Source organism: Bdellovibrio bacteriovorus HD100 (genome assembly GCF_000196175.1).
Lineage (GTDB): Bacteria > Bdellovibrionota > Bdellovibrionia > Bdellovibrionales > Bdellovibrionaceae > Bdellovibrio > Bdellovibrio bacteriovorus.
The window spans coordinates 3,247,772-3,261,359 of sequence record NC_005363.1 but is presented as its reverse complement, the minus strand read 5'-3'; the positions used below and the strand labels follow the sequence as shown (position 1 = coordinate 3,261,359).

Here is a 13,588-nt window from a genome sequence, read left to right as displayed (position 1 = left end):
AAAATAGTCTTTAATCGTGGTCGCATCATAGATGACAGAGTAGTACAAAACTCACTCGGTGAACAACCTTTGAAAATGTTTTTCATAAGTTGCCTTTGTGAAAGGATTGTTTGTGGCTAAGAAGAAATCTTCTGCTAAAAAAGCCAGTGTAAAAAAGGTCGTTAAAAAGACCGTCAAAAAAAGCGGTGTAAAAAAATCTCCTGCAAAAGCCGCTAAAAAACCAGCTCCCGCAAAAAAGAAAGCTCCCGCCAAGAAAACGGCGGCTAAAGCACCAGCTAAAAAAGTTGCTGCTAAAAAGCCTGGGGTGAAAAAGGCCGTAGCAAAGAAGCCGGTCGCTAAAAAGGCAGTGAAAGCGGCCAAACCTGCGGCAAAAAAAACGGCAGCGAAACCTGCTAAAGCGGCGGCGCCTAAGATCGCCATGCCTACGGCTCACTTGGTGCGTGAATCTGCCCCTGTTAAAAAACTGGATTTGAGTGGCTTTGTCACTCCATTGGATGACCGTCTGATGGTTCAGGTTTCTGGTGCCGAGAAAATGACCGCGGGTGGTTTGTATATTCCTGATTCTGTGGCTGATACTTCCGGGAACCTGCAAGGTTTCGTGGTGGCTGTTGGACGCGGGCACATGAACAAAAAAGGTCATGTGCGTCCGATGGATGTGCAGGTCGGGGACAAAGTGGTGTTCTCTGAATACGCCGGTTCTAAAATCAAAATTCAAAATGAAGACCTCATTATTCTGCGTGAAGCGGATGTGATGGGCGTGGTTTCCAAGTAAAGGAATAAAGATGTTGAAAAAGAACTTTTTGAAAGCATTGGGTCTTTCTGTCGCATTGGCGACGCCGGCGGCTCACGCCCTGTCTTTGGATTGGAGTGGGGGTTACCGTTTTGAATGGACTGAGATTGATCGTCCATCTTTGGGTTCTCCGACGGAAAGAAAAGCTTACGGCACCAACTATCTTTATCTAAGCCCGACTGTGATTGCGGCTGACGGTGTGAACGTTGTTTCCCGTTTTGATGTTCTGAACAGCTCGGCTTATCCGAACTCCCAACTGGGGGAAATCTGGGGTTTGAACACCAACACAGTGGCTGGTGGTTCCAATTCTTCTCCTGCAACTTCGACAAATCAGGGTTCCACCAACGTTCGTGTCAGCCAGCTTTATCTGACTGTGAACCAGGAATACGGTGCTTTGGTTGTGGGCCGCGCTCCGTTTGAATTCGGTTTGGGAATGACTTACAACGCCGGCAAGGGTCTTTTCGACCACTGGTATGACACCCGCGATATCGTGGGCTATAAAATCGTGGTGGGTGACTGGTTCTTCATGCCTTCTTTGGGCCGCAAGCAGTCAACGGGTTTCGGCCAGGGTGAGTCTATTTCTACTATGGGACTGCACCTTCAGTATGAAAATGCAGAAAATAAAACCATTTTGGGCGTTTATCAGGAAACTTCCAAAGGTGGCAAAGGATCCCTGGGGTATCAATCTCCGGAGCAGACCGATGCGATCGGTGGCGCAGGCGCGACCGTCGGTGAAAGCATGAACGTTCAGCGCACCAACGTGGTATTTGGGCGCGGTTTTGACTCCTTTGGTTTCAAACTGGAAGCCGGTTTCCAAAGCGGTGAAACGGGTGTTTTGACCTCGGGTGGTGATTCTGTGTCCTTGAATGGTTTCGGTGTGGCTTTGGAAGTTGAAGTTCCGGCCAAGGAATCCAAGTGGGATTACAGAGTTCGTGCTGGTATGGCGACGGGTGAAGACGCGGGTTCTTCTGGCTTCGGAGGTTATGCCTTCAATCAAAACTATGATGTGGCGATGTTGTTGTTCAACCATCGTTTGGGCATGAAAGACTTCCTGAATACCAACGCTTATCGCACCAATCCGAATCTGACTGTTGGGAATTCTGCGGATGATGAATACGTGAGCAACGCAATTTACCTTGCTCCATCCGTGAACTATGCCTGGTCCGAAAGAGTCGACCTACGCAACACTCTGGTTTATGCACAATTGATGCAGACCCAGAATTCTTCTGTTGATTCTACAAAAGATCTGGGCCTAGAATGGGATATCGACGTGGTTTACAAACACAGTGATAAAATCCAGTGGGTGAATCAGGTCGGTCTTCTGTTCCCAGGCGAAGCTTGGAAAAACGGGTCTGGAGCAGACGGAAACCTGGATAACGGGTTTACATTTGGATTTGCATCTAAAGCCGCCATCAGCTTTTGATTACAGCACGATTGCAACTTGTACGACAGCTTGATGACTACTTGAAACATCTTGTTTGGTGGTGAGCAGGGCCCGGGGGGCGAAAGTCCCCCGGGATTTTTTTTGCCCAAAATCAGTTAGACTTTGTCCCCTGTCTTTGTAATATCAGGTCAGCAATTCAAATCGGAGGTTCTATGAAAGTGCTTTTGGGGTCTTTGTTGGCTCTAGCGATGTTCTCAGCTCCTGCCGCTCAGGCCTGGACGGAAGTGGCCAACGAAATGATTTTTGCTGATCAACCGACTTTTCAGCAGGTGTTTTTGCGTAAAAGCAAAGCCGAATATCAGGAAGTCATGGTTCAAATCATGAACCCTAACGGGGCCCGCATCCAAAGAGCCGAAATCATCACCGAACAAGGCTGGTCCAAACCGGTCTGGAGACTTGAAGGCGACTACCGTTTCGGCATGCAAAGAACGGATGTCTTCCAGAAAGCCAAAGTTAATATCTTCCGTACATATTTGACGACACTTCGCCCGGGCGAGCCGGTTCGTCTGCGCGTGATGATGCGTTAAAAACAAAAAAGGGCCCATCGTGGGCCCTTCGGAGGATCGCTTCAATTTTTTCAGTCAATAATTACTGACGACCGCGGATCAATGCTCTCTGTTGCAAAGCTTCGGCAGTTGCGTCGCGTGGAGTTCCGAAGGTCACACCACCGCTGTTCGGGTGTACACTCAGTTGGCTTTGCGACTGAGTGCTTAGTGTTGCCCCAGTTCTGGAGGACACTCCGGAAGGGATTGTTCCGGGAGTGGTCGGCGTTGTAGGCAGTGTGCCGATTGTGCTCGTTGTTCCGCTAATGCGACCAGGGTTTTGTAGGCGTGGTGATAAGTTGATGGATGGATCAATTGTTGAAGTTCCAGTTGGTAGCTGTCCATTCGGGCCAAGCAGAGTATTGATGTTCTTGTAGAACTCATCCATAAATCTGTTGTAAGCATTGCTTTGAACATCTGTGATGGTATCATTGCTAAGAGCAGTTCTTAGAGACTGCTGAGTCAATGCATACATCGCTTCTTTCAAAAGCGTGGTTTCATGTAGTTTTGCGCCAGCTTCAGGATAGTTTTTTGCACTTTCTTGAGCTTTGATTTGCTGCGCTTCAAATTTAAGAATTTCAGTTTCGGCCAGGATTACTCTGGATCTAACTGCTTCATATTTTGAAGGTACTTTGATAATCAGATCTTCTACCACCGCAAGAGAGCTATTGATCATTTCATGGATATCGGTTGGTGAACGGTCGAAGTCTTCGGAAGCTCTATAAGACTGCCAAGCGCTAGGGTTGGTAGCAGCTCGTCTTTGGGCAGAAGTGATTCTGCGAGCCTCAGAAAGTTGCGCAACCAAGCGTGGCTGGATCTCTTTTTTATAGAACTCCAGAGCATCCTCAGCGGAGATGTCTTTTGATTTCTTTGAATCTTTCAGTGCTTCTACAAACTTGTTTTTTGCACAAGAAAGTGTTGCCGCTTCATTATATTCAGTTGAGCAGTCACGCTTCATGATGCGATCAAGCGGGCTGACTTTCTTCTTGGCTACCACTTCTTCTTCACCCGTAGCCTCAGCATCTGCTTCCGCCACTTCTTCTTTAGCTACTTTCTTTTTCGCAGCAGCTGGTTGTTCAGCCAACTTTTTCATCAGCTCAACATTCAGTGCATCGATATCAGATTTGTTTTTAGCGCTCAGGACGATGGTGTCGTAACCACACTTGCCTTCGCAGACTTTACCTTCAGTTGTTCTTTTTGGAACCAAAGCCAGGACTTCTTCATCACCGTTATCAATGTACTTAACGGGCATCACACCTTCAGCGGTGTAAACCTTGCTTTCAGTCAGATCGCCGCTTGTGGAAGCGAAGTCTGCGGAAGCAATTCCGTCATTATGAGTGTTGAACGATACATTGAATCCCAAGACAGCCAGCAGAGCCGATGTCAGAACCCATTTCTTTTGCGGGTAAGTGAATTTCATAAGTCCTCCTATATGAAAGGAACATCCAGTCCCTTTTATCTACACTTATGTAAAGCGAAGGCCGGGCCAAAACCCGAGGTTCGTGCCAGCACCGCTAAACACAGGAAATAGCTAAGAGTTCTCATGTTGAGATTCATTGCACGGCTCATGGAGGTTGTAGAACTTCTGGTGTCTCGCCGTGAGAACCCTTAAAAAAGACCGGATTTCATGGGCTTAGCGCTGTTTAAGGGGGCGAAAGGCAAAGCGTGAAAAAGCGCCCCTTTCGGTCACTTTTAGAGGGAAAAAGGGCCCTTCCGCTTGCTAAATGGGCCACTTTCCTTCATAAAACAGCCATGAAGTTTCATTTCCCGCGAAGCCCTAGGCCTGAACATATCGCCGAATCCGATTGGAATAATTGGACCTGGCAGCTTCGTCATTCCCTGAAAACCCAGGACGATTTCGCCCAGCATTTTGAATTAAGTGCGGATGAAAAGGCGGCGTTTGTGGGTGGGAAAGAACTCTTCAACGTGCGCACGACGCCTTATTATGCCAGTCTTGCCAAAGGTGATGCCGGGCAATCGATCCGTCAGATCCTGATGCCGCATCGATTTGAAATCGAAGAGGGGGATCAGCAGATGCTCGATCCTTTGGGCGAACGCCAGAACAAGGCAGCACCTCGTTTGATCCATCGCTATTCAGATCGTGTGTTGTTCCTGATCACGGATATCTGCAGCGTTTATTGCCGCTTCTGCACCCGCAAGCATTTCACCGGGCAAGAGCAGGCCTTTATCCGCAACGAAGAATACGAACAAGCACTTTCCTACATCCGGTCCCACACCGGGATTCGTGAGGTCATTCTGTCCGGCGGCGATCCGCTGACGGTCAGTGACAAACAACTGGATCGCGTGCTGGGTGACTTGCGTGCGATCGAACACGTCGAGATCATCCGCATTGGTTCCCGCATGCCGGTGGTGTGCCCGATGCGCGTGACGGAAGATCTTGTGCAGATTCTAAAAAAGCACAAGCCCGTGTTTTTGATGTCGCACTTTAATCATCCCGACGAGCTGACAGCCGAAGCTGTCGAGGCGCTGGAGCGTCTTGTGGACAATGGAGTGCCTGTGATGAATCAGATGGTGCTATTAAACGGCATCAATAATCATCCGGCATTGGTGCAGGCCTTGAACCGCCGCCTGTTGTTCCTGCGTGTGAAGCCTTACTACATGTTCCAGTGTGACCCATCTTTGGGGACTGATCATTTGCGCACCTCTGTGGAAGATTCCCTGGAAATTCAGAAAGAGCTGTGGGGTCACCTGTCCGGCCTTGCGATGCCGAATCTGTCTTTGGATATTCCCAATGGCGGGGGGAAAACTTATCTGGTGCCGAACTTTGAAGTCGGCCAGGAAGGCCGCACTCGTCACTATGTCGGTTGGGACGGAGTGAAGGCTGAATACGTCAGCCCTGCACCTGAAAAGATCCGCAAGCCTGATGCCTCGATGTACGAGGCCGAGTGGGCTCATCTGAAAAACAGCAAGTCGGTGTGCATCTCGCACTGAGACAGCCTCTTCTATTTTCACCTCAAAGAAAACAAGTTCTCGTGGGTTTTTTGGCCCTTCGAACAGACGTTCCAAAATAGATACAATCCGTCAGTACAGGTCTGTTGGAAAAGTTGTTAACGTCCGGTGAAAAATTCATTCCATAGTCCCGTGAAGTACATCGTCGAAGTCCCGAAAAGTTCAGCAGAACAGACACCGCAAACTCGGATGTAGGCGGTCAATTATTCAAGGAGGCTAAGCCATGGTTATGACGAAGTAGCGAGGAAATAGATGGGAATGAGAGTAACAACCAATATTGCAGCCCTGAACGCCCAAAGAAATCTGGCGGGTTCGCAAAGAATCGTAAATGATTCTATGGCCAAACTCGCTTCGGGCAGTCGAATCAATAAAGCAGCAGATGATGCTGCGGGCTTGGCGATCTCGGAAGGATTGAAAGCACAGATTCGCTCTGCTGCCCAGGCTCAGCGAAATGCCAACGATGGTATTTCGATGATCCAGACGGCCGAGGGTGGTCTGAATGAAGTCGGCAACATCATTGTGCGTCTGCGTGAACTGGCGATCCAGTCGGCCTCTGACACTGTCGGGGAAACCGAGCGCGGGATGCTCAACAAAGAAGTGACTCAGCTGACCAGCGAAATGCAGCGTATTGCCAAGTCCACGACCTGGGGTACGACGAAATTGCTGGATGGTTCGGCGCCGAAGTTTGACTTCCAGGTGGGTATCGGCAACGACGATTTCGCGGATCGCATCAGCTTTAATGCGGGCGAACACGCGGCGACGCTGGATGCTCTGGGTCTGGAAGGACTGGATTTCTCTTCGAAAGAAGGGGCTCAGACAGCACTGAAACGACTGGACGATGCGCAGACGAATGTCAGCGGCACCCGGGCTTATCTGGGGGCTTTGCAGAATCGACTGACATCGACAGTGGACAACCTGGGTGTGACTCAGGAAAACCTGTCTGCTGCCAACAGCCGTATTCGTGATACTGATGTCGCAACGGCATCCAGTGAAATGGTCAGAAATAATATTTTACTGCAGGCAGGAACTTCGATTCTGTCTCAGGCAAATCAAGCAAACCAGTTGGCGTTAAAGCTGATCGGTTAGCAAGTACTCCGTTAGGGGGCCCTTTCCCGGGGCCCCTTTTTTTTCGTCTTAAGCCGCCTTACGGCCTTCGATCAATCCACGCAACTCAGAAATCAGCGAATCCACAGCTTCGGTTTTTTCATTCAGCTCTTTGGCGATGGATGAAACTTGCTCAGATGCTTTCGTGTTGCTTTGGGAGGTCGTGTCCAGGCTGACCAGGGCGCCGGAAACCTGCTGGATGCCCACACGCTGCTCTTCGCTGGACGAAGCAATATCCTGATTATAAGAAGACACCTTTTCAATGTCTTTGTGGATGCGGGACAGGACATCCTGGCTTTGTCCGGCCTTGGAAACCCCTTCTTCGATGTAGCTGGCGCTTTGGGAGATCAAGTCCGAAATCTCCTTCGCAGACACGGAACTTCTTTGTGCCAAAGAGCGCACGGCTTCCGCCACCACGGCAAAGCCACGTCCGGCCTCTCCCGCGCGCGCTGCCTCTACGGCGGCATTCAGCGCCAGCAGATTCGTCTGGAAAGAGATGTCCTCGATGATGTTGATAATATCCTGCATTTTTTTCGAGCTGTCGCTGATCTTTTCCATCGAGTGCATCAGTTGTTTGATCGCACCGGAGCCATCTTCTGCCGAAGTTTTTGATTCTTCGGAAGCGACCTTGGCCTGCAGGGCGCGCTCACTGCTGATTTTCACGATGGCTTCAATCTGGCTGATCGAGGCCGTGCTGGCTTCCAGCATCGAAGACGCTTTGCTGGCGCCGTTTTGCACAGTCACGCTGGTTTCGGAAAGATAGCTGGCGGCTTTGTGTACTTCCTGCGAGTTGTCCGCCAGGGCGTCACAGATCTGTTTGACCGTTTTGGCGATGGAAGACGATGCAAAGAAAGAAACCAGTCCCGCCAGGACAATTGATACGGCGGCAAAGACTGTCACCCAGAAGCGGGCCTGCTTTTCCGCCGCTGTGGCTTCGTGGGCGGAGCGATCCGCATACTGAACCTGATAAGTGGTTTCGTTCAGAAGGGGAGCATAGATTTTTTGGGCTTTGGCCGGACACACATCGCGAATCAAAGATACGACCTTGGATTCGTTTTCCTGATAGTTCGCACTCATGGACAGAATCTCACCACCGAAGGATTTGAACTCATGCCACCCGGCGATGAATTCCTTATAGCTTGCACGGTCTTTTGCGGAAGGGTCGATCTTTTCGTAGGCTTCGATGTGCCTTTCAAGGTTGGCAATCTGTTCTTTGGATTTTTCTATATAGATGTTCACTTCTTCCTGTGTGTTTCCAGCAAGGCCGATGCTGCGAACATGCAGGCGCAGTTCGCGGATGGTGGAGCGAAGATCGGCCAGTTCTTTAAGTGAGGGCAGGTTTTCGTGTGCAACTATGTTGTACTCTGCGCTGACCTTGTGCAGGAAATAGAAGCCCAAAGCTCCGCTGGTGGCAGCAAGCAGGGCAACAGACAATCCCATTAAAGTCAGTTTTGCTTTTAAACTCCAGGTTCTCATAAACGCCCTTTGGTGAACAGATGTAAAGAAAATTTAACGACCCTCATTGATCGGAGCGAAGGGCGCAAACATAAGGGAAATAAAACAATGAGAGGGTTCTTTGACGTTATGACTACGACTTTTGAGTGAGAGAAGGACGATTCCGCGAGACGGATTCGCTTTAACATTCGGGGGCCAAACGAAAAAAGCCCGGTCAGAGCCGGGCTTTTTAGGTGAATCGCGATAAATTCTTTAATTAGAAATTGAAAGAATAAACTGCCGAAGTGAATGCGACAGAAGAAGAAGTGTCTTCGTCGAACCAGTTCCAAGCTTCAAAACGCTCGATACCCAAGGCACCCGCGCCATTCGGAAGTTTGAACTGAGCGCCGTAACGGAAGCTTGCGCCCACAACGGTTTTATCATCAGCGCCATCCATTTTGATCATGGAGATGCCAATACCTGGAGCCAGGAATGCCGTGACGTTGGAAGCTTCAACAAGTCTCAACAAAGAGTGAGCACCGAAGCTCAGAACTTGTGGGATGCCTGCGTCTTTCTTTTCAGTTTGCAGGAACAGGTAAGCCCCCAGTGCACCTTGAGCATCGTCGAATTCCATACGGCCACCGATGTTCAATGCAGAGCTGTTCATGCCCAGATTGATGCTGGCAGTTTTCCCGCCATAAGAAGCGACGTTTCTAGCCGCGAAGGAAACAGAAGAGGACAATAGGCAAAGGACAACGATCAACTTTTTCATTAATTACTCCTTGTTAGTAACCCGAAGAAGTTTGTCAGTTATCCTCACGTTGGTGCAACAAAAAAATATGACTACACGCGCTCCAGGCGGGCGTACTTCACAACGAATTTCTTCACGGTGTTATCCGTGAACATCACGCTGACTTTGAAGTTTTCGCCAGTGCCTTCCGTGGCATACACGGTGCCGACACCAAACGTCGGGTGTCTGACGCGCATACCTTTGGAAAAGGGTGCAGAGCCGGCCCCGTCATTTTCGTAATCCGGGAAGTCTTGTGCATCATCGTAACTTTGTGTGCGTGCGCGGTTGCGATCGCTGCTAGTGGCGCCCCATTTCGGCGTGCCGCCAAAGTCAGAGTCATAAGAGCTGGAACCATAGCGGGCCATAAAGCGCGGCGCTTCGGCGGACGTTTTAAAGTCGATCAGATTCTGCGGGATTTCCTTAATGAATCGCGACGGAGGATTGAACTGCTCCTGGCCCCACACGCGTCTCATTTTCGCATAGGTCAGCCACAGCTTCTGACGAGCGCGAGTCATGCCCACGTAAGCCAGGCGGCGCTCTTCCTCGACATCCTGCTCGTTGTCGCTTTCTGCGCTGCGCGCACTTGGGAACAGATTTTCTTCAAGCCCCACCACAAACACGTACGGATACTCAAGACCCTTGGAGATGTGCAGGGTCATCATGGTCACTGAATTCTGCTCCTGATCCAAAGAATCGACATCGTTAACCAAAGCCATTTCTTCCAGGAAGCTGATCAGTGTGGATTCTTCACCGCGCTCTTGCACGAACTGGGCAATGGCGTTGTCCAGTTCCTCCAAGTTTTCGATGCGCGCCTGGGATTCCGGAGATTCGTCTTTTTTCAAAGCCGCCAGATATTCCGTGCGATCCAGAACCACGGCAAAGAATTCCAGCAGTTTCAGATGCTGGGCGTTTTGCTGAAGGTCTTTCATCAGGTCGATAAAACGACGGATCTTGCCGGTGGTGCCGGCATTGAACAGGCGCTCTTCGCAGGCTTTTTCGGCCGCTTCGAACATGCTCAAGTTTTTATGAGCCGCGTATTCTTCGATTTTTTCAATCGTGGTTTTGCCGATACCGCGGGCTGGAACGTTGATGATGCGCTTTAAGGCGATATCATCCGCCGGATTGATGGACAGCTTCAGGTAGGAAATCATGTCTTTGATTTCCATGCGTTCATAGAAGCGCACGCCGCCCACCAGGCGATACGGAATGCCCATGGTGCGCAGCTGTTCTTCCAGAACGCGCGACTGGGCATTGGTGCGATAGAAGATCGCATAGTCGTTGTAAGAGCCTTCGCCCTCATTCATCATCGACTGAATGGTCTTGGCGACAAAGCGGCCTTCTTCGTACTCGTTCTTTTCCTCGCGCACGTGAATCAGATCACCCGGATCGTTCGATGTGAAAAGAGTTTTGTCTTTGCGTTGCGAGTTGTTTTTGATTACGGCCGTGGCGCCATTGACGATGTTGGCGCTGGATCGGTAATTTTCCTCAAGCTTGATCACCTTCGCATCACGGAAGTCTTTTTCAAAATCCAGGATGTTTTTGATGTCGGCCCCACGCCAGCTGTAGATCGACTGATCCTCGTCACCCACTACGCACAAGTTGCGGTGAGCGGAAGCCAGCATCTGCACCAGAAGGTACTGAATGTGATTGGTGTCCTGGTACTCGTCCACCATGATGTAGCGGAATTTTTTCTGATACATCTGCAGAACATCTGGGTACATGCGGAACAGATCATAGGTTTTCAAAAGCAGATCATCGAAATCAAGGCTGTTGGCCTTTTTCATTTCGCGCTCATAGGCTTTGTAAACTTCCACGGTCTTTTGATCCATCAAACGCTTCGAGGATTTTTCCAAACCTTCCGGGGAAAGACCCATCATCTTGGCGCTGCTGATACGGCTCTGGAAGTTTTTCGCGGGATACATCTTGTCGTTAATATCCAGCGCGGTCATGACTTTCTTGATCTGGCTGAGCTGATCGGAGGAATCATAGATACCGAAGAAGGGCTTGTAATCCAGAAGTGTGATGTGCTGGCGCAGAACACGAACGCAGAAGCTGTGGAATGTGCTGATCCAAAGCTGGGTTTGGACCACGGCGCCCATGTCCGACAGAATCTTGTAAATACGATGTTCCATCTCTTTGGCGGCCTTATTGGTAAAGGTCACACACAGGATTTCGTCGGAAGCCGCGACCCCCTGGCCGATCATGTTGGCCATGCGGTGGGTGAGCACGCGAGTTTTGCCCGAACCGGCGCCGGCAAGGATAAGCAAAGGCCCTTCCAGGGTTTCGACGGCATCCTTCTGCGCGGGGTTCAGATTTTTCGTAACAAAATCAAGTACATCCATGGCGGCTTCCTTAATGTGCGTTTGCAGGGGCTGTCGAACTTCTGGTGAGACTGACAAAGTTTGTCTATCCCTAAGTTTTCATTGAGGTTTTCGCCATTCTCCACTATAACTATAACGCAATAAGTCAAGTGAGCGAGGAAACCCCTCCGTTTATAGAACTTAGAGAGGACTTTGTGAAGCGCGTTTTTAGCCGGATCACAGCAGCAATTTTAGTGGCCAGCACCTTGAGTGCCTGTGCCCCGCAGTCTGAGAGCGCTGATCAGTCCGGCAATGTCCGTGTGCTGGCACCGCAGTCCAACTCAAAAGCCGGTTATTCTCTGCAGACGGTGGAGCTGCTGGGGATCGAAGACCTGCAGACAGTCACCGGTAAATTCGTTCGTTTCTTCCTCAGCCCGCGCATTACAAACAACAATCTGCATGGCCGCCCTGCGGTGGCTCGTTTTATTAAAAATAAACAAGGCGACTTTATCCCGGCCAATGAAATGACCCAGCAACTGGTCACCATCTATGCGCACACCCAAAAACTGGCGCTGCTTGATGAAGAACTGGGAGCGGGTGGTGTGAACCAGTGGCCTCGCGATGTCGGCGTGGGCGTCAGAGTGAAGGGTTCTTCCGGCGCCAACAATGCTTTCTATGACGGAACCACGGATTCCATGCTGGTGGTCCCTTACACTCAAAGTGGCCTGGCGATTGCGATCAACGCCGGAATTCTGGCGCACGAACACTTCCATTCTTTGTTCTTCAAACTGGTTCTGAAAGATGTTGTCGATGAAGACACGGGTGTTCACAGTCGTGAATCCTTTATGGAGGACGCGGCCATCGTGCAAGAGGATCTGTCGGGTCGTGGTCGTCGTGAAAAACCGGTGCTGATCGGGGATGAACTGGATGAAGCCACCCTTTTGAAGTTCCACCGCCTTACAATGATGCGCGGTCTGAATGAAGGCCTGGCTGATTTCTGGGGCTGGATGTACACGGGAAATCCTGATTTCATCGCTCAGTCCCTGCCAAGCCAGAAACGTGTGCGCTCTCTTGAAGTGAATGATCTTTTCGGTGTCCAGGAGCTTCCGAATAAAACGGTTGTGCGCAACAACCTGGAGCTGTTCCATGCCTCGGGTGAACGCGCGAAGTTCCGCGACTATGTCACGGGTTATGCCTACACCGTGGGAACCCAGTTTTCCCGCATGCTGAAAAAGTTCACGGACATCTATTCCAAAGAGCGCGGTCTTGAAGATCTTGCCGCCCGCAAAGAAGTGGCGAAGATCATCCTGAAAATGCTGCCTTCCTTGAAATCCGACCTGGCTGAAAAGAAAGACACCTACTATACGCACGATCAGTTCGTTCAGAGCTTGGTGAAAGAACTGGGCGCAATGAAAAAGAAAGAGTGCGAATTTCTGGCGGGGGTTCTGGAAACTTCGGCGGAAACCCCGATGGTTTATTCCTGTGTGGAAGAAGCCGGCTGGGTGATCAAGGCGGAAACGGCGGCAAATCCTGAATCTCAGGAAGTGAAGTAAATGAAATTCGCAGCAGGTTTATTGACTCTATTGATGTCCCTGGGTGCCTTTGCGCAGGAGTCGCGCCTGAAGCTGCCGGCCGAAGCGCCGGTGTCCTTGTTGGCCGCGTATCCGATCAACTATGAAATGCGCTATGAACGCGGCAATTCCGGTGATCTGGAAAGCCGTCAGCCTCGGAATTTTTCCATCGGCTATCACCGCAAACACTACAGTGTTCTGGTGGAGTACGCTGACTTTACCGATACCACAGGCAACAGCACTTCCAGTATCGAGCGCCGTCATCAGGACATGACAGTGTGGGGCCGTTACAATGCCCTGAGTGGCAAAGAAGGCGGCATGCGTGGCGTGATCTATTTCGGTGCCGGAGTCGGTGGCTATGAAGAAGAAGTCATCACACGATTCATGACCGACAGCCGTTCTGATAAAACCGGTATGAAAGTGATGGGTGGTCTGTCGGCGGGCTTAGAGCTGTTTATCTTAAGCACCAGCCAGTTTGGTGTGACTGTGGGAATGGAAGGCCGTGCCCTGATGGGTTCTGACTTTGATCCCAACCCCACCCTGGGGGCTGTGCTGCGCGCGGGCCTTGTGGTTCCTCTATAAAAAAAAGCCCCGTTCTTTCGAACGAGGCTTCCTTAGGAATTTAATTAAAAGCGGGTGAACA

Annotated in this window: 12 protein-coding genes; 7 read left to right on the top strand and 5 right to left on the bottom strand. The window is 50.4% G+C overall.

All coding sequences use genetic code 11. The features are described 5' to 3' along the window. Positions 1–51: 51 nt before the first annotated feature. Positions 52–420, bottom strand: coding sequence for a hypothetical protein (locus BD_RS18375; RefSeq protein WP_231839207.1), 369 nt, complete (start codon positions 418–420; stop codon positions 52–54). On the opposite strand from BD_RS18375, the gene BD_RS18370 reads away from it, so the two are divergent. From BD_RS18370 to BD_RS15315, 3 genes are all read left to right on the top strand, one after another. Continuing rightward, complete coding sequence (locus BD_RS18370) at positions 419–772, top strand: co-chaperone GroES (RefSeq protein ID WP_226988049.1); 354 nt, start codon at positions 419–421, stop codon at positions 770–772. The genes BD_RS18375 and BD_RS18370 overlap by 2 nt on opposite strands. A 10-nt stretch (positions 773–782) precedes the next feature. Next, positions 783–2,213, top strand: a complete 1,431-nt coding sequence (locus BD_RS15320) for a hypothetical protein (RefSeq protein WP_011165691.1) — start codon at positions 783–785, stop codon at positions 2,211–2,213. A gap of 173 nt (positions 2,214–2,386) precedes the next feature. Beyond that, on the top strand, positions 2,387–2,761 hold the full coding sequence (locus BD_RS15315; protein ID WP_011165690.1) for a hypothetical protein: 375 nt from the start codon (positions 2,387–2,389) through the stop codon (positions 2,759–2,761). A gap of 61 nt (positions 2,762–2,822) precedes the next feature. On the opposite strand, the gene BD_RS15310 is transcribed toward BD_RS15315, so the two are convergent. Then, positions 2,823–4,196 carry a hypothetical protein gene (locus BD_RS15310; protein WP_011165689.1) on the bottom strand — a complete coding sequence of 458 codons (1,374 nt, stop codon included), beginning with the start codon at positions 4,194–4,196 and terminating at the stop codon, positions 2,823–2,825. Positions 4,197–4,528: 332 nt separating this feature from the next. Between BD_RS15310 and BD_RS15305 the strand changes: the two genes are divergently transcribed. Then, complete coding sequence (locus BD_RS15305) at positions 4,529–5,728, top strand: KamA family radical SAM protein (protein WP_038451663.1); 1,200 nt, start codon at positions 4,529–4,531, stop codon at positions 5,726–5,728. Positions 5,729–5,998: 270 nt separating this feature from the next. Next, entirely contained in the window at positions 5,999–6,832 is an 834-nt protein-coding gene (locus BD_RS15300; RefSeq protein WP_011165687.1) for a flagellin N-terminal helical domain-containing protein, read from the top strand. Between the two features lie 48 nt (positions 6,833–6,880). On the opposite strand, the gene BD_RS15295 is transcribed toward BD_RS15300, so the two are convergent. The 3 genes from BD_RS15295 to BD_RS15285 all read right to left on the bottom strand — a co-directional run bounded on the left by BD_RS15295 (position 6,881) and on the right by BD_RS15285 (position 11,416). Continuing rightward, positions 6,881–8,326 carry a methyl-accepting chemotaxis protein gene (locus BD_RS15295; RefSeq protein WP_011165686.1) on the bottom strand — a complete coding sequence of 482 codons (1,446 nt, stop codon included), beginning with the start codon at positions 8,324–8,326 and terminating at the stop codon, positions 6,881–6,883. A 235-nt stretch (positions 8,327–8,561) separates the two neighbouring features. Then, entirely contained in the window at positions 8,562–9,056 is a 495-nt protein-coding gene (locus tag BD_RS15290) for a hypothetical protein (protein WP_011165685.1), read from the bottom strand. A 71-nt stretch (positions 9,057–9,127) separates the two neighbouring features. Then, positions 9,128–11,416, bottom strand: a complete 2,289-nt coding sequence (locus BD_RS15285) for an ATP-dependent helicase (protein WP_011165684.1) — start codon at positions 11,414–11,416, stop codon at positions 9,128–9,130. Between the two features lie 173 nt (positions 11,417–11,589). On the opposite strand from BD_RS15285, the gene BD_RS15280 reads away from it, so the two are divergent. Beyond that, positions 11,590–12,927, top strand: a complete 1,338-nt coding sequence (locus BD_RS15280; protein ID WP_231839206.1) for a hypothetical protein — start codon at positions 11,590–11,592, stop codon at positions 12,925–12,927. Further along, on the top strand, positions 12,928–13,527 hold the full coding sequence (locus BD_RS15275; RefSeq protein WP_011165682.1) for a hypothetical protein: 600 nt from the start codon (positions 12,928–12,930) through the stop codon (positions 13,525–13,527). Positions 13,528–13,588 lie beyond the last annotated feature (61 nt).